Origin of the sequence: Planctomicrobium stercoris (genome assembly GCF_051465655.1) — a bacterium.
GTDB lineage: Bacteria > Planctomycetota > Planctomycetia > Planctomycetales > Planctomycetaceae > Planctomicrobium.
Genome location: NZ_CP195791.1, coordinates 5,239,969 through 5,255,920 on the forward strand (window position 1 = coordinate 5,239,969; position 15,952 = coordinate 5,255,920).

Annotated in this window: 14 protein-coding genes; 8 read left to right on the forward strand and 6 right to left on the reverse strand. The window is 57.3% G+C overall.

Annotated elements, in window-relative coordinates; all coding sequences use genetic code 11:
• Positions 1 to 86: 86 nt before the first annotated feature.
• The 4 genes from SH661x_RS21160 to SH661x_RS21175 all read right to left on the reverse strand — a co-directional run bounded on the left by SH661x_RS21160 (position 87) and on the right by SH661x_RS21175 (position 4,703).
• Entirely contained in the window at positions 87 to 530 is a 444-nt protein-coding gene (locus SH661x_RS21160; protein WP_437225776.1) for a hypothetical protein, read from the reverse strand.
• Between the two features lie 93 nt (positions 531 to 623).
• Entirely contained in the window at positions 624 to 2,066 is a 1,443-nt protein-coding gene (locus tag SH661x_RS21165) for a hypothetical protein (RefSeq protein WP_437225778.1), read from the reverse strand.
• Entirely contained in the window at positions 2,063 to 3,700 is a 1,638-nt protein-coding gene (locus SH661x_RS21170; RefSeq protein WP_437225780.1) for an ABC transporter permease, read from the reverse strand. The genes SH661x_RS21165 and SH661x_RS21170 overlap by 4 nt, the downstream gene beginning before the upstream one ends.
• Before the next feature lie 55 nt (positions 3,701 to 3,755).
• Positions 3,756 to 4,703: an ABC transporter ATP-binding protein gene (locus SH661x_RS21175; RefSeq protein WP_437225782.1), complete on the reverse strand. Its 948-nt coding sequence runs from the start codon at positions 4,701 to 4,703 to the stop codon at positions 3,756 to 3,758.
• Between the two features lie 434 nt (positions 4,704 to 5,137).
• Here SH661x_RS21175 and SH661x_RS21180 point away from each other — a divergent pair, with 434 nt between their 5' ends.
• The 4 genes from SH661x_RS21180 to SH661x_RS21195 all read left to right on the forward strand — a co-directional run bounded on the left by SH661x_RS21180 (position 5,138) and on the right by SH661x_RS21195 (position 10,679).
• Positions 5,138 to 6,892, forward strand: a complete 1,755-nt coding sequence (locus SH661x_RS21180) for an ABC transporter permease (RefSeq protein WP_437225784.1) — start codon at positions 5,138 to 5,140, stop codon at positions 6,890 to 6,892.
• Positions 6,889 to 8,181 (forward strand): CNNM domain-containing protein, encoded by a 1,293-nt coding sequence (locus SH661x_RS21185; RefSeq protein ID WP_437225786.1) that lies wholly within the window; start codon positions 6,889 to 6,891, stop codon positions 8,179 to 8,181. The genes SH661x_RS21180 and SH661x_RS21185 overlap by 4 nt, the downstream gene beginning before the upstream one ends.
• 97 nt (positions 8,182 to 8,278) lie before the next feature.
• Positions 8,279 to 9,577 (forward strand): lactate racemase domain-containing protein, encoded by a 1,299-nt coding sequence (locus SH661x_RS21190; protein WP_437225788.1) that lies wholly within the window; start codon positions 8,279 to 8,281, stop codon positions 9,575 to 9,577.
• A gap of 274 nt (positions 9,578 to 9,851) precedes the next feature.
• Positions 9,852 to 10,679 (forward strand): DUF4198 domain-containing protein, encoded by an 828-nt coding sequence (locus tag SH661x_RS21195; protein ID WP_437225790.1) that lies wholly within the window; start codon positions 9,852 to 9,854, stop codon positions 10,677 to 10,679.
• Positions 10,680 to 10,825: 146 nt separating this feature from the next.
• Here SH661x_RS21195 and SH661x_RS21200 read toward each other — a convergent pair whose 3' ends face one another.
• Positions 10,826 to 11,440 (reverse strand): hypothetical protein, encoded by a 615-nt coding sequence (locus SH661x_RS21200; RefSeq protein WP_437225792.1) that lies wholly within the window; start codon positions 11,438 to 11,440, stop codon positions 10,826 to 10,828.
• 303 nt (positions 11,441 to 11,743) lie between these two features.
• On the opposite strand from SH661x_RS21200, the gene SH661x_RS21205 reads away from it, so the two are divergent.
• The 4 genes from SH661x_RS21205 to purH all read left to right on the forward strand — a co-directional run bounded on the left by SH661x_RS21205 (position 11,744) and on the right by purH (position 15,509).
• Positions 11,744 to 12,226 (forward strand): hypothetical protein, encoded by a 483-nt coding sequence (locus tag SH661x_RS21205; RefSeq protein WP_437225794.1) that lies wholly within the window; start codon positions 11,744 to 11,746, stop codon positions 12,224 to 12,226.
• Positions 12,227 to 12,289: 63 nt separating this feature from the next.
• The gene (locus SH661x_RS21210; protein WP_437225796.1) at positions 12,290 to 12,703 is read left to right on the forward strand and encodes a DoxX family protein; all 414 of its coding nucleotides are present in this window, start codon (positions 12,290 to 12,292) and stop codon (positions 12,701 to 12,703) included.
• A 178-nt stretch (positions 12,704 to 12,881) separates the two neighbouring features.
• A complete protein-coding gene (locus SH661x_RS21215) occupies positions 12,882 to 13,673 on the forward strand; it encodes an alpha/beta fold hydrolase (RefSeq protein WP_437225798.1) in 792 nt (263 codons plus the stop codon).
• Between the two features lie 264 nt (positions 13,674 to 13,937).
• The gene (gene purH, locus SH661x_RS21220) at positions 13,938 to 15,509 is read left to right on the forward strand and encodes a bifunctional phosphoribosylaminoimidazolecarboxamide formyltransferase/IMP cyclohydrolase (RefSeq protein WP_437225800.1); all 1,572 of its coding nucleotides are present in this window, start codon (positions 13,938 to 13,940) and stop codon (positions 15,507 to 15,509) included.
• A 44-nt stretch (positions 15,510 to 15,553) separates the two neighbouring features.
• On the opposite strand, the gene SH661x_RS21225 is transcribed toward purH, so the two are convergent.
• Entirely contained in the window at positions 15,554 to 15,763 is a 210-nt protein-coding gene (locus SH661x_RS21225; RefSeq protein ID WP_437225802.1) for a DNA gyrase inhibitor YacG, read from the reverse strand.
• Positions 15,764 to 15,952: the final 189 nt, after the last annotated feature.

Genomic DNA, 15,952 nt, shown 5'->3' on the forward strand with positions numbered 1-15,952 from the left:
AAAATAAGTTTAGCCACACACTTGAAGTGTGTGGCTAAACGAAAGAGTGTTCAACGAAGTGCTAAAACGAGATGACTGACGCCCGGTCAATGGTGAGCGTGTGATTCTTCAACCGACGGTTCAAGTTCTTCATCAAAGTTGCAGCAGGCTCCGCATGCTCCCGAGAGCTGCACGGTTCCGCAGAGGAATGCGATCACCGTTAAACCGGAGACGTAGACGAACTTTCCAGCGAAGTTGTCTACAACCAGACCAGCGAGGTGATGCGAACCTCCTTCCGGCTCGGCGACCGCTGCCCAGACCATGACCGCCATGAGCGCAATCAGAATTACGCCGAAGATTCCTCCTTGCCACAGAACCGGGTACAGCTTTCTCCAGTTCACCGCCAGCAGCCAGAATGCAATCCACAGCAGCAGCGGCGTCCATGGCAGAATCGCCTGAACCAGTGCAACAATCAGCCCCCCCAGTGCCACCAGCACCGCCCCAAACTGTTCCAGAACGCCTGCTGCCTGGGCTGTTTCAACCTGCTGCATGGTGATTTCCGAAAGAAGGAAAAGGGGATAGGGAAGTGGGCAAGAGGAAGGGGATCAGGACTTTTCCCTGCCCCCTCTCCTCTTTTCCCTCTTTTACAGCGTTCCGTTCCAGTGCTGGAAGCGGACGGTCAGCTCCTCGCGGAGATGCTCCAGACTTGGATCATCCCAGAGGAACTTCAGCGGATAGTTTTCCGGAAGAGGCTGATTGAGCAGCTCCTTCACCTGCCGCCAGATGAGCATCGCCTTCAGCGATTCTTCGACAATTTCTTCTTCGTCCGAAACCAGAACGTTCTGCTCTGCGTTGATGCGGTAGGCGAGCATGACCTCCTGCATTTCGGTCAGCCCTTTCTCGAGATTCTCCTGGGCTCCTTCAAAGTCCTGGACTTCGCGATACAGGCGGCGACCTTCAGCCAGATGGAACCGGGCGTTGGTCATCGCTTCACGCTTCTCGATATCGCAGTGCATCTTCCAGTACGGATAGGACGTGAGCTTGCGATATCGATCCTGCCATTCCTTCTTCTGCTCGAAGGAAACTCCTTCGGCCTTTCCGAGCTCTTCCAGTTCCTTCAAACCGGCAGCGTCGTTCTCAAGCACCAGCATGCCGAAGCCAGCGGACATGAACTTCTGCCGGCCGTAGATGTTGACCCATTCATCATAGGCCTGATCCCAGGCGGAACGGACCTGCTTGGACCATTCCTGGAATGCAGTTTCCACCTGAGCCTGCGTCATGTTGTCGCGATCCCCTTTGATCCCGGCCTTCTGCAGGTTCTGGGCATAGCTCATCAGAGATCGGTACGGGTAGGCGATAAACAGCGCCAGGTCCATTGTGTGCTGCTCAACACCCTTGTGTTCCAGCACTTCATTGGCCCGCAAATACCAGTCGCGTGCCACGAGATAATGATCTTTCCCCTGCGGATTGATCTCTTCATCGGGGCCGCCGTTCCAGACCTGTTCATCGGGATCGTGCAGGAAAAATTCCTGATAGGCTTCGTGTTCGTCCGCCAGACCGATCTTCGTTCCCAGGAACGTTCCCATGTCAAAGGGAAGTTCGGGAATGAGACGATTCCGCGCGACGCCTCGCTGAAGGAACTTCGCCCCACGCTTCACCCAGTAATAACGGTCTTCAACCGCATCACACTCGGCAGAAACGTTGTAGGCAAGGGTCCATGCCTGGAACCGCCACACGGTCTTGAAGTGTGGCTGCAGCAGAATGATGGACTCGACGGTTTCGGCGAGTTCCGAGAACTTCTTGCGTTCTTTGAGGTAGTCGGCCTGATTCCACAGCACGCTGGCTGCAACCCCGCGCATCCCCAGCAGCACGAGGTTCATCGTGGCGCTGGTGGGGTCGACGTCTCCCAGGCTGGCTTCGCCCAGGTCGTGCTTGTCTCGTGACTCGGCGAGGTACGACCGGCGGGCAGTTCCCCCCGCACCGGAGGACTTGGACGCCGGAGCGCCGAGTAGAATGATGGGAATCAGGAGCAGCAGGGCTGTCCCTGCGTAAACCATTTTCCGTTGTTGAACGGTGAGTCGGTTCATTTGTGTTCAAGCTCCCGAAGTTGAAGACTGAAATAACCAAGAACAACCATCGGAATCAGATAAGCCAGCGTGATCAACAGGCTGGGGAGCAGCATGGCCCCCCAGGGGACGTCGAATCCGTTGGCGGGATATTCACTGGTGCTGTAGTACTGCAGGTCCGGAATCAGGGCATTCACCACGCGGAGCATGCCGAAAACTCCCTGATCCAGAAACTTGATGACGTCTGTTCCCATGTTGTCCGGAAGCGGGCTCTGCTGATTCATCTGGGTCAGCAGGCGATAGACCGATTCAAACGATCCACCGCCCAGAACAGCCTGGTTCTTCGCCAATTCTCCCAGTGTCTTGTCAATCTGTCCACGGAAGACAAAGCCGACAAAGATCAGACTGCCGGTCAGAATGGTCGCGACCGGCCCCTTCACGAAGCAGCTGCTCGAAGTTCCGATGATCACAATCAGCATCAGCAGCAGCCACAACCCCAGACAGGATTTGGCGTACGTGGCGAGGAACGTTTTGTCCGGCAGGCGGATGAAGAGGTCATGCTGAGCCACGCCGATGTATTGCTGAGGCTCAAGGGCGCTCACTTCCATGACCAGCTTTCCGTCATGCATCAGATCATCAATGACATTGACGGTCTTTTCCGGGGCATCGACGTCAAAGGTATCCCGGTACGTCAGATCCAGAGGGATATCGACGGTGGCAGCATCCACATTCACGTTGTGCTCTTCCACCTGAAATGTTCCGACGGGAACAGTCAGATTTTTTTCGGGATTGAAGAACGCAAGATTGTAACGGAGCTGCTGCCTCACGTTCCCTTTGTAAGTTCGGAACGCTTCGAACGACTGTTCGATTCGCAGCTTGCCAGCCTTCCTGAGCTGGGCCAGATCGAGGTTTTCAAAGGTCCAGCGTGCGCGGGCCTTGGTTCCCCCTTCGACGAAGCTGCGGTACTCCCAGATATCCCCCACGTTGATCCCGGTGCGGGCACTGTCCCCGTTTCGGTCGAGGAATGTCAGGTTCGTGCTGTAGAACGGAACCCGGGCGATCAGCTGTTTCTGAGCATTTTCAGGAACCTTCCCCAGAATCCAGAAGTAGCCGACCACCGAGGTACAGAGCAGCACCAGAGTGATCACGCTGGCGTATCCGAGCATTCTCCCAAGGAGGATTTCACTGCGACGGACCGGCTTGGTCACCACGGTGTGCAGCGAGCGTGCTTTGATGTCGGCGGGGATTCCCCAGCAGGCGACCAGCAGGGTCATCAGAATCAGCAGGAAGTTCATCGAGGTGATCACGAAGATCACGTATGGCTTGGCCGGTTTTTCCAGGTCGGTGTTCCCGAGGAACCAGCCCCCGAACATGAAGAGCAGCAGAAAGAGGAACCCGATCATGAACGCCTTGCGTCGGGCGGCTTCCTTGAAGGTCAGAATGGCAATGGCGTAAATGCGTTTGGGCGAGAGAAAGATCAGGTCTTTGATCCCTCGGCTTACCGCGGAGAACGCCATGCGGGGACCGGCAGAGCCATAGCTGCTCAGAGCTCCAGCCAGACCGACCAGCAGGGCCACCACAATGCAGGCGACCATGGTCACCAGCCACTGCACGAAGGCGGGCCCAGGTTGAAATAATTGATTTTCGACGACCATCTTTGAGCCTCAGTCAACGAGAACGAATAAAGAGTGCGAACGATCCCACAAGCGACTATTGCTTCTGGCGATCCGGTCGTTCTCCAGGCTCAAAACGACGTCCCGGACGGGCCTGACTTTCTTCCACGGTTCGCAGGAAGAGTTCTTCCAGCGTCGAGGTCGGATGCGAGACTTTCTTCAGGCTCGCTCCGTGTTTCTTCAGAACCTGCTCCACTTCCTGAATCGCGGCTGGATTCAGTTCGCTGGACAGAATCTGGGTTTCATTCTTGGCTTCCAGCAGTTCCTGGACGCTGCCGATGACTTTCAATTCTCCCTTGTAGAGAATCGCGATCCGGTCACAGACGTCCTGAACGTCTGCCAGGAGGTGGCTGCTCATGACCACTGTTTTCCCCTGCTGCCGGAGTTCCAGGATCATGTCTTTCATGTCCCGGGTTCCCAGCGGGTCGAGTCCGCTGGTCGGTTCGTCCAGCAGCACGAGTTCGGGATCGTTGATCAGGGCTTGAGCCAGACCGATACGGCGGGTCATCCCCTTGGAATACTCTTTGAGCTGGCGACGGCGGGCCCCTTCAATTCCAACCCGCTTGATCAGGGCGTCGCAGCGTTTCTTCCGTTCGGCCTTCGACATCTTGAAGAGACGGCCGTAGAAATCGAGCGTTTCATCCGCGTTGAGGAAACGGTAGAGATATGACTCTTCCGGCAGGTATCCGATACGCTCATTCTTTTCGACGTCGTGAGCAGGCCGCCCGAGAATCTTGACCTGTCCTTCCGTGGGGAACAGGAGCCCGAGCAGCAGCTTCAGGGTGGTGGTCTTGCCCGAACCGTTGGGGCCGAGCAATCCGAAAATCTCCCCCCGTTTGACTTCGAGGCTCAGAGAATTCAACGCTTTTACTTTGGGACGACCCCAGAAGTCACGATAAGTCTTGGAGAGATTGCGGATCTCAATGACGTTGTCAGACACGTGCGCTGTTCCCCTTAGTAAGGCTACTCGCAAGCCGGATCTCATCGAGACCAGGCTTCTCCTTCAACAGATCGAAACGGAAAATAACAGACGGATATGCGGCAGGAACTGCCCCGGGACGAGGTGAATCCCTGTCAGAATGTGTTCAAAGACCCGTCGAAAAACCGGGCTCGACGTTTCATTACTGTACGGAGAGGCCCGACCGCTTTCAAGAAATCCAGCGGCAGACTTTGGCGAGTTTCCCTACGCCGAACCGGCTGAAATGAAATTTCCGTGAAGTCCCGCCCAACTGGTTCGAAGGTTCTCCAGTCTCTATACTGTGGCTCTTTACGACCCGGTCAGGGACACGCTTTCCAGCGGAAAGTCGCCGAACTGCAGCTACGAAGAGTCTCGCAGTTCAAACACCCTTCCGCTCCAAAGAGGGCACTTCCTGACCATCCTAGCGACATCCTCGACGACTTGCTGACCTGGAGATCTGCGTGATCGGCGGCCCCTTGCTGGTGCGGGAACTGTTGACCCTTCCCCGTCAGCCACGTCACTTCGGACTGCGTGCCGGTTATGTGGCAGCGCTCTGCATTCTGATTTACACCGGAGTGCAGGTGACCTCCGGACTCTCCCCACTCAAAAGCATTGGGGACATCGCCAGCTTCGGAACGTACATCTTCGGGATCCTCTGCACGTTTCAGCTCGCGCTCGTGATCGGGGCATCGCTGCTCTTTTCCGCAGGCAACGTCGCCCAGGAAAAAGACCGCCGCACGCTCATTCTCCTGCTGATGACTGACCTGCATGCGACGGAGCTGGTGATCGGCAAATCACTGGCGAGCATCCTGCCGGTGTTCATTCTCATTGCGGTTTCGCTGCCAGTACTTTGCTGCGTCCGACTTCTGGGGGGCATCACCCTGCCGCAGATCCTGTGGGTTGAAGCCCTGTGCGTGGTCAGCTGTCTGGCGGCCTCCGCGTGGGGAACACTCGTCGCATACTGGCGGGAGAAAACATTCCAGATCCTCGCGGTGACCTTCCTGGGGGCGGGTCTGTTCGTCGGCCTCGCAGAAATCATCACCACGATCGCCGGACCAAACTCCGTGATCGGCATCATCGCCGGCTCCTGCAATCCCTTTCGTTCGCTCGGAATGCTGCTGCACCCTCTCACCGCTGACCCCGGCACAGCCGTCCCGGTCGTCGAAGCGTGGAGTGCCATCGGCTCGCTGGCTGCCGTGACCGCCCTCCTCTGGACCTACACCTGCCTGATGGTTCGCGTCTGGAACCCATCCCGCATGATGTATCTCCAGGTGGACGAATCGGAAAGTTCGGCAGAATCGGAAACCGAAACCGCCCACCCGACTCGCCGCACCACCGCGCGTCCGATCTGGCAGCAACCTGTCCTCTGGCGGGAGATCTGCACACAGGCTTACGGACGCAAAGTTGGCATCATCAAATTTGCCTACATCCTGTTCGCCGTTTTCTGTCTGCTCTGGGTCAGCCGAGTTTCCCCCGACACTCCGCTGGTCTTCGGCTCCCTTTCGGGTCCCGGCGTCATTCTGGTGGCCCTCTCGCTGGTCTCGCTGATCCTCGTAAACGCCCAGGCTGTGACCTCATTGACCTCGGAACGGGACGGCCAGACGCTTGAACTGCTGCTGGTGACAGAAATTCAGGCTCAGGAGTTTGTCTTCGGGAAACTCCTGGGAATTCTCTTTAACACCAAAGAACTGATCGCCGTGCCGATGCTGCTGGCGATCATGAGTTACCTGCAGGGCGAATATGGACTCGGCGCGCTGATCTGCATTCTCCTGTCGTACCTGACACTGGTCATCTTCTCCGCCATGCTCGGACTGCACGCCGGCTTCTCCTTCACCGCCTCCCGGGCAGCGATCATCAATAGCCTGGGAACCATGTTCTTCCTGTTCGTCGGGATCTTCGTCTGCATGATGCTGATCGTCGAAGCGCGAACATCCTTCATCCTGCAGCTGGTGCCGTTCCTCGGTTTCATCTGCGGTGGTGCGTTCGGCCTGTGGCGATCCTTAACACATCAGAACCCTTCACAGGCACTGACAATCGCCGCCTGGGGACTGCCGTTCCTCACGTTTTATGCCGTGGTCAGCTTCCTGCTGCACGATGCTCCGGAAGCCTGCATTGCCGTGCTGATGGCCTATGGAGGCACGACGATTGCCATGCTGGTCCCGGCCATCAGTGCCTTTGACGAAGCCCTGGGTCGAACTTCGAGTGATCGCGGATGAGCGTCCTGGTTGAATCTGCACCTGAGTGGATTCCCGGCCTGCTGGCAATGGCTGTGCTGATTGTGCTGTCTGCGTTTTACTCCGCAGCCGAGACGGCGATGTTCTACCTCTCTCGGGATGAACTCCGCCGCATGCAGACCGGAAGTCCGGGCGAACGGACAGTCGCAACTCTGATGCGGGACCCGGACCGGCTGCTGTCGGTCGTGCTGTTCTGGAATCTGGTGGTGAACCTGCTGTACTTCGCCGTCAGCCTTGTGGCGGCCCGGCGACTGGTGAATGCCGGCTACCCAAGCGTGGCAGCAACGCTGTCGCTGGTCGGATTTTTCGGGCTCATTCTGTTTGGTGAAGTCGCTCCGAAGAGTCTGGCCGTCAGAATCAGGCGTCCACTTTCCGTCCTGGCGAGCGGCCCGATCTACCTTTCCGCGCGTGTCCTCGATCCGGTCCTCCCGTTCTTCTCCACGACCACGGCAGCCTTAAGACGAGTCTTCTGGCCCAACCTGAAACAGGAGCCCTATCTGGAGGTCGACGACATCGAGCGGGCTGTCGAAACGTCGGAACTGGGGGTGGAAATTGTGCAGCTGGAGCAGCAGATCCTCACACGCATTCTTGAACTTTCCGACATGACCGCCGAGGAAATCATGCGGCCGCGCGGAACGTATCACGTCTGGCAGGTGCCGGTTCACCTCAGCGATTTGAAGTCTCGAGGCACAATCCCGGAAGTGATGCTGATTGCCGGGGAAGACCGGGACAACGTCACCAAGGCCCTGACGCTGTACGATCTGAATTCGCTGCCCGAGAAGAATCTTGAGACCGTCGCCCAGCAGGTGATCCACGTCCCCTGGTGCGCGACCGTCGCGGATACGCTCTCAAGACTGCGTTCCGGGGTCGTCAGCGTGGCGAGCGTCATCAACGAATACGGTGAGACAATCGGCATCGTCACGGAAGATGACATTCTGGATACGCTTCTCAATCCACAATCAAGCCGGGGAAGACGGTTGCTGGAACGGGAGCCGGTGACGACAGATGCTCAGGGTCGAACCGTTGCGGACGGTCTGGCGACTCTGCGATATCTGGCAAGCAAGCTGGATGTCGACTATGAAATCGAGGAAGATTCTCCAGTCACGGTTGTCGCACTGCTGCATCATGAACTGGAACGTTTTCCCGTCATCGGAGACGAATGCATCTGGGAAGGATATCGAGTCCGGGTGATCCAGGCGGGCGAACCGGGCGATCCGGTTCAGGTGAGTCTGGAAAAACTTCCCTCGCCGGATGATAAAGCAGCAGACTGAACAGTAAGATTCGAAGCATTCAACAAGTCCACATGACGCCGCCGTACTCCGCGGCTGTTCACACAACTTCACCACGAAACGAACTCAGGATTCCACGATGCCCTGGATTGCAGAACGCTCTTCGACGATCAGCCACGAACGTCTCGCTGAACTGATGAAACAGACCGTGGCGGAATGCCGCAAGCGGATGTCTGCATCCCCGAAGCGGGTCCTGCTGCTGCCGCCGGACATCACCCGCGCGCACTCCTATGCCGGACAGTTAACCGAGTTGATATATCGTGAACTGAAGGACGAAGCGGACGTTCACGTCATTCCCACACTCGGCCAGCACGTCCCGCACACTCCCGAAGAAAACGTGCGCATGTTCGGTTCCATTCCCGAAGAGCGCATTCACGCCCACGACTGGCGCGATGGGTCGGTCCGGATCGGAACCATCCCGGCAGAAAAGGTCAAAGAAGCCAGCGGCGGGATCGCGGACTGGGAGATTCCTGTCGTTCTCAACAAGATGCTGATCGAAGAAAAGTGGGACTGGATCATCAATATTGGTCACGTCGTCCCGCACGAAGTTCTCGGCTTCGCAAACCATAACAAGAACTATTTCATCGGGCTGGGCGGCAAAGACATGATCTGCGCTGCACACATGATGGCCGCTTCCTGCGGGATCGAGAACAATCTCGGAAACCTGATCACCCCGCTGCGGGCCCTGTTCAACTGGGCCGAAGAGGAATATCTCACGCACCTGCCGGACTGCTATGTGCAGGTCGTCATGGCTCGCAACGAGCAGCAGGAGCTCGTCCACACCGGCGTCTACGTCGGTGACGATCTGGAAACCTACCTGTCGGCAGCCAGACAGTCCCGCGAACAGAACATCACCGTGTTCGACAAGCCTGTGAAGAAGATGGTCTGCGTGATGCAGGGAGATGAGTTCTACAGCACCTGGGTCGCCAACAAGGCGGTCTACCGGACCCGCATGGCGATGGCAGATGACGGAGAACTTCTGATTCTCGCTCCCGGCCTGAAGCGGTTTGGCGAACAGCCGGAGGTGGATGACCTGATCCGCAAATACGGCTACTGCGGAACCCCCGAGGTTCTCCGCCAGTATGCCTACGAACCGGACATGCAGGACCTGGCCCACGCCACCGCACACCTGATTCACGGTTCGTCCGAAGGACGATTCACCATCCGGTATGCCCCGGGGCATCTCTCCAGGGAGGATATTGAACAGGTCAAGTTCGCCTATGCGGACCTGAACGAGATGATCGAGCGGTACCGTCCCGATGAATTGAAGCAGGGCTGGAACAAGACTGCCGACGGGGAAGAGTTCTTCTTTATTCCAACCCCATCTGCCGGCCTGTGGTCCACTCAAGAGAAGCTGTTCAAGGCAAGAAAAGACTAGACCAGTTTGGTCTATCATGTGCAGGCGATTCAGGATTTTCACCGCATGAAAGTCCATATTATCGCCTGCGGAACGTAATAGATTATTCGCAAAACCGCTCTAAAGACGATTCAGACGCACGAAAAACGAACAGCCCCTAAAGAGCTCCAGGACCACCTCATGTCGTTCTGGAGCGCTCAACCCTCAACCCTCAACCCTCAACCCTCAACCCTCAACTCAATTGCACTGCTCTTCTCCCAGAGTCCATAATCGTTGACACCCTGGGAGAGACAGCATGACCGGATTGATTCGCTTTCGCGTGTTACTGGCAGCAGTTCTTGGCTTTCTGCACGCAGCCTGCGCGTGGCCGGTCGTCGCTTTCGCGCATGATCCCTGGGTCGAAACCAATGCAGCGGTCGTCCGCGCAGGGGACTCGGTCTTCATCGATCTGAAGCTGGGGAATCACGGGAACGACCACCGTGACTTCAAGCTGGCGGGAAAACTGGATCTGGACGGTAGCAAGTTGCAGGTCCTGCTGCCCAATGGCCAGAAATTCGACATGCTCGATCGCCTTGTCGATATCGGCTACGCCCCGAACGAAGGGTATTGGACCGGCAAGTTCGTAGGAGGTTCCGCTGGGACGTACATGGTGCTTCACCAGATGGATAAACAAGTCAGCCATGGGCGCCGGGTACGGTCGATCAAGAGTGCAAAATGCTTTTTCCTCGCCGATCTTCTGCTGGACAAGCTGAAGGACGACAGCACGGTCTGGAAGGAGCCGGTCGGGCTGCCGCTCGAAATTGTTCCGGTCACACATCCCGTCCTGTTCACCGGACCGGGAATGCCCATCGAGGTGAAGGTCCTTCGCAACGGGGTCCCGCTGCCGGATACGAAAGTTTCGTTCATTCCACAGGGAGAGACTCTCGCGGAGGGGTTCGATCCCGCTTTTGAACGGATGACCAACGCGGAGGGGATCGCCTCATTCACTCCGAAAACCGGCTGCCGACTGCTGATTGTCACTTACCTGAAAGCCCCCGACGAGAAAACGGACGAATACGATTCGACCAGCTACGGCGCCACGGTGCAGATGCTGATCCCCGACGTCTGCCCCTGCTGCCAATAACTCTCAAATGACAAATGACAAATGACAAATGACAAATGACAAATGACAAATGACAAATGACAAATGACAAATGACAAATGACAAATTCTTAGGCAGCTAAGTCCAACCCCGGCCCAAGTCAACCGACACGCCCCTGCAGATCTCGCTCACGCCGATTTCGCATGATCAATCGGGATCAGCTTCGGAATCGGAACCTGTAGACCAATCACCCCGCCGTGCTTCTTCAGGATGGTTTTAAAGTCCATCTTCAGGAACGCGTACAGTTCTTCCGGCGGGTCGGAGGAAAGATATTCCCGGGCATACACTTCCATCTGCTCATCGTAGTCCCGCTGACTTTCGGAATGAATATGGCAGCGGCCTTCGAAGCGACGGATATCGCCGTCGAACAGCGGGCTGATGTGATACAGCTCGTGCAGGATCGTGATGAACTTTTCAGAGAACGACTGGTCCAGGAACCGCGGAAGATAAAACGTCAGGATGTAGGACATCTCCCGCTTGCCGACGAAGAGTCGCTGTACGGTCCAGGTACGCCCCCGCCGCATGCAGGTCAGCGATCCCCGTTCGAATCGCATTGGGGTCAATTTCGCCTGCAGCCCATGCAGCACCAGGGAACGTGTCTGGGTGAAACAGACCGCCACCCTGGAAATATCGATATGTGAGAACGTCTCATGCCGTTCGGTGATGTCGTGGCACAGGCGTGTCATGGCCTGAGTGAAGTCCAGCGGGGACATCAGAGACGCTACTGAACGCGCCAAAGCCATTGGAGATTCCCTTCTCACAGTCCTGCATCAATCTCAAACGTCAGCAGCAGACCGCCCGACTTGATTCCCATCAGTTCCGGGCGGAAGCCGATTTCGCCTTGTTCACCAGCTTCGCTCAATCAGCCGCCGGTGGACGAAATTCATTGGAAATCATAGAACAGATTCCCGGTCGCCTCCAGCCAGATTTCACTCCCCGCAGCGGCAACATTTCCAGCGGGTTGGAGTGACTTCGACTGCCGTTCGGAGTAGTCTGGAGCAGCACACCTTTCCGATTTCTGGCGTTCTTGCAAGAAGTGACCTCCCATGCCGGTCCCGTTCAAATGCAGTTCCTGCGGCTACGAAGCCAAGGTCAAGGACGAGTTGGCCGGGAAACGGATCAAATGCCCCAAATGCCAGACTGCCGGAGTCGTCGCTGGGGGAGGTGCAGCTCCAGCTCCCCGGAAAGAAAAGAAACCGAAGGCCGATGAATCCGCCGAAGGGCTTCTGGCGGTGAATCTCGAGTCGTACCAGGATGTGGAAGTTCCGGAAGGGGAAATCCTGGATGAATCGCAGAAGCCTAAAAAGCCGAAGACAAAAAAGAAGAAGAAAGGGGCGACTCTCGACCCACGGGTCAAAGTCGCTGCCATCGGCTTCAGCCTCCTCTCCATCCTGGTCATTGCTGGACTGGGGTATCTGGGAGGACCGGTCATCCTGGAAGAATATCAGGCGTTCATGGAAAAACCTGACGACGCCGGTGGGGCGAAACCGGCCGGGGAGGGTGCTGCTCCGGGCCAGCCCGCCCCATAATCAGCCGCCACCCCCATCGACCTCCCCCACCCATACTTGCCTCTTTCAACGAAACGCACTCACATGATTCAGTCCTGGGTCCAGTCGCTTGGTCTGCTTTTTCTCCGTGTCTCCTTCGGGCTCGCCATGCTCGCCGGACATGGTTTGGACAAATTGCTGAACTTCTCTGGATATGCTCAGAAATTCCCCAGCCTCCTCGGACTGGGAAGTCATATCGAGCTGTCACTGGCGATCTTCGCAGAGTTCTTCTGTTCCGTGCTCGTGATTCTCGGGATCGCGACCCGCCTGAGCGTCATTCCGCTGATCGTGACGATGCTCGTCGCCATGACCATGGCCCATGCGAGCGATCCGTGGAAGGTGAAGGAGATGGCAGCCCTGTACCTGTTCGCCTACATCACGATTTTGATTTGTGGCGGCGGCGGCTTTTCGCTGGACCGGGTCCTGTTCGGATGGAAGAAGAAGTCGAAGAGTGCGTGACGGCGGAGGTGAGAAGTCAGGGGGCAGAGGTCAGAGGTTGGAGGACAGCAATTTGCCCCCCCTTTCCCCTTTCCCCTTTCCCCTTTCCCCTTTCCCCTTTCCCCTAGTCCCCAGTCCCCAGTCCCCAGTCCCCAGTCCCCAGTCCCCAGTCCCCAGTCCCCAGTCCCCAGTCCCCTCCATGCCCCAACAGCTTCAACTCACCGACATCGAGTTGCATGTGTTCGACGAAGGGACCGGCGACCCGATCATTTTTGTCCACGGGTTTCCGCTCGATCACACCATGTGGCAGGCGCAGTTGGAGGAATTTTCCAGCACGCACCGGGTCATTGCCCCCGATCTGCGTGGCTTCGGTCAGAGTGAAGACTCAGCCGGAACGGTGACGATGGAGAAGTTCTCCGACGATCTGGCCGAAATGCTGGAACTGATCGAGGTGAAAGAACCGGTGACGCTCTGCGGACTCTCTATGGGGGGCTATATCGCATGGCAGTTCTGGAAGCGGCATCCGCAGAAGCTCGCCCGGCTGATTCTCTGTGATACCCGAGCCCTGCCAGACACTCCCGGAGCCAAAAAAGATCGACTCGACGGCTCGGAAAAAGTGCTGGACCAGGGGCCCGGCTTCCTGGCTGAGGGGATGCCGCAGAAGTTGTATGCGCCGCAGACGCACATCGATCAACCGGAACTGATCGAAGCGACGAAGCGGACGATCATGAGCAATTCCCCCGCAGGCATTTCCGCAGCGATGCGGGGGATGGCGGTCCGACCGGACGTCACCAGCTGGCTTCCGGAAATTCAGGTCCCGACTCTCGTCATCGTGGGAGAACACGATGCGATTTCCACAGCGGAGGAAATGACGGCAATCGCCGACAAAATCCCGAATTCCACGCTGGCCATCATTCCTGGAGCGGGTCATATGGCGCCTCAGGAGCGACCGGAACTGGTCAATGAGGCGATCCACGCATTCCTGAAGTGACTGCCATCTTCAGGCGGAAACTCGCTTCCCCCAAGGGGAAACGTCCGCGAAAAGTTGCCGTCATCTCTCGTTTCCGCGAAGAGGAACCGCGTCCGTTTGAATCCTGACTGGCGGCGCATTAGGGTGTCACTTTCAGCGGGTGAATTCGCTGAGTCGCTCCCGCGATGCGGATCGGTCTGCTTCCCCTCGCACTGGATCGCCAGGGACACGAAACCCGGGAGAACTTCCGTTCTCAGAACTACTGCTTTCGAAAGTTGAATTGCCATGAGTGCGACTCCCTTGCGGGCGTTGATCAGCGTCAGTGACAAAACCGGACTTGGCCCATTTGCTCAGGAACTGCATCGCCTGGGCTTTGAAATTCTCTCCACCGGCGGAACCGCCCGATTCCTCAAAGAACTCGGGCTGAAAGTCATCGACGTCTCGGAATACACCGGATTTCCGGAGATCATGGACGGCCGAGTTAAGACGCTGCACCCCAAGATTCACGGTGCCATTCTGGGAATGCCGGATGTCCCGGAGCATGCTGAAGCGATCCGCACCCATGGATTCATCCCGTTTCAGATCGTCGTCTGCAACCTCTATCCGTTCGAACAGACCATCGCCCGCCCCGGGGTGAGTGTCGAAGAGGCGATCGAACAGATTGATATCGGCGGTCCGAGCATGGTCCGGTCCGCTGCCAAGAATCATGCCTACGTCGGCATCGTAACCCAGGCTTCGCAGTACGATCGGGTTATTCAGGAGTTGCAGACCGGAAGTTTGTCCCCGGAACTGCGACGCGAACTGGCGCATGCCGCCTTCGAGATGACTGCCAATTACGATCGGGCGATCGCGAACTACTTCACCAGCCTGAAGACCACCGAGACCGCCACGTTCCCGGATGACCTTCACCTGCGATTCCACAAGCAGTGCGACCTCCGCTACGGCGAGAATCCTCATCAGGCAGCCGCATTCTACACCGAACCGGCTCCTCCCAAGGCATCAGTCGCAGCGGCAGAAAAGCTGCACGGGAAAGAACTTTCCTACAACAATCTGCTGGACCTGGACGCTGCTCTCGCGATCTCCCGCGAGTTCGCGGATCCCGCTGCTGTGGTGATCAAACATACGAACCCCTGTGGATGTGCAATTGGCAAGTCGCTCGCTGAAGCGTTTGACAATGCCTACGCGGGTGACCCGGTGAGCGCGTTTGGTTCGATCCTCGCATTCAACCGCGAGCTGGATGTGGCGACGGCAGAAAAACTGGCGGAGCCAGGCAGGTTCATCGAAGCGATCATTGCTCCGGGATACTCCCTCGAAGCACTGGAGATCCTGAAAACCCGTCCGAAGTGGAAGAACAATGTGCGTCTGCTGAGCTGCCATGATTCAGGATCTGCTCAGGCCCTGAGCCTCGACTATCGCCGAGTCGCCGGTGGACTGCTGGTACAGACCCGGGATGACCAGCCGGATCCGGAATCCGAATACAAAGTGGTGACGGAGCGAGCCCCGACCGAAGCAGAGCTGATCGATCTGAAGTTCGCCTGGAAGGTGTGCAAGCACGTGAAGTCGAACGCCATTGTCCTGGCCAAAGGGGGAATGATCATCGGCGTCGGAGCGGGTCAGATGAGCCGCGTCGATTCATCCATGATCGCGTCGCACAAAGCGGGTGACCGGAGCCGCGGATCGGTGATTGCGTCCGATGCGTTTTTCCCGTTCCGGGACGGAATTGACGCTGCTGCGAAAGCAGGCGTGACAGCCGCCATTCAGCCGGGCGGCTCCCGCAACGATGAAGAAGTCATTCAGGCCTGCAACGAGCACGGCATTGCGATGATCTTCACCGGAAGACGGCACTTCAAGCACTGAAAAAGAACAGCACCTCACCGTGGAAATCTGGCCCTGAACAGGACTTAAACATCCTGTTCGGGGTTCTGTTCTGCGAGGTGTTCGAACAATTTGTCCGGCGTCAGGTTCTCGACGATGGCGTAGCCTCCCGACAACCAGCGATGCAGATCCACCTGCTTACAGCGGGAACAGCAGAACGGAAACAACGGCGATTCGCTGTCGATTTCCAGAGGAAGTTCTTTTTCGCAGACCGGGCAGGTCAGTCGGCGGATCATGTTGGTCTTTCCGGGTACTGGGGAGGAGCAGGGCCATCCTTCATCAGACCTCAGTCCGTCCCAGGAGTCAACCGACATTCTCAATCTTGGCGTGACGAATTCGCCGAAATGGATGCTTGGCGGTAAGTCTCGACACCCTATGGACTATCGTGCTACGCTCAGCATCTTGAAATCCGCGACAGCAACAAA

Coding starts and splice junctions, on each gene's coding strand:
- SH661x_RS21160 (WP_437225776.1), bottom strand. CDS start 530: ATGCAGCAGGTTGAAACAGCCCAGGCAGCAGGCGTTCTGGAACAGTTT.
- SH661x_RS21165 (WP_437225778.1), bottom strand. CDS start 2,066: ATGAACCGACTCACCGTTCAACAACGGAAAATGGTTTACGCAGGGACA.
- SH661x_RS21170 (WP_437225780.1), bottom strand. CDS start 3,700: ATGGTCGTCGAAAATCAATTATTTCAACCTGGGCCCGCCTTCGTGCAG.
- SH661x_RS21175 (WP_437225782.1), bottom strand. CDS start 4,703: ATGAGATCCGGCTTGCGAGTAGCCTTACTAAGGGGAACAGCGCACGTG.
- SH661x_RS21185 (WP_437225786.1), top strand. CDS start 6,889: ATGAGCGTCCTGGTTGAATCTGCACCTGAGTGGATTCCCGGCCTGCTG.
- SH661x_RS21190 (WP_437225788.1), top strand. CDS start 8,279: ATGCCCTGGATTGCAGAACGCTCTTCGACGATCAGCCACGAACGTCTC.
- SH661x_RS21195 (WP_437225790.1), top strand. CDS start 9,852: ATGACCGGATTGATTCGCTTTCGCGTGTTACTGGCAGCAGTTCTTGGC.
- SH661x_RS21200 (WP_437225792.1), bottom strand. CDS start 11,440: ATGGCTTTGGCGCGTTCAGTAGCGTCTCTGATGTCCCCGCTGGACTTC.
- SH661x_RS21205 (WP_437225794.1), top strand. CDS start 11,744: ATGCCGGTCCCGTTCAAATGCAGTTCCTGCGGCTACGAAGCCAAGGTC.
- SH661x_RS21210 (WP_437225796.1), top strand. CDS start 12,290: ATGATTCAGTCCTGGGTCCAGTCGCTTGGTCTGCTTTTTCTCCGTGTC.
- SH661x_RS21215 (WP_437225798.1), top strand. CDS start 12,882: ATGCCCCAACAGCTTCAACTCACCGACATCGAGTTGCATGTGTTCGAC.
- purH (WP_437225800.1), top strand. CDS start 13,938: ATGAGTGCGACTCCCTTGCGGGCGTTGATCAGCGTCAGTGACAAAACC.
- SH661x_RS21225 (WP_437225802.1), bottom strand. CDS start 15,763: ATGATCCGCCGACTGACCTGCCCGGTCTGCGAAAAAGAACTTCCTCTG.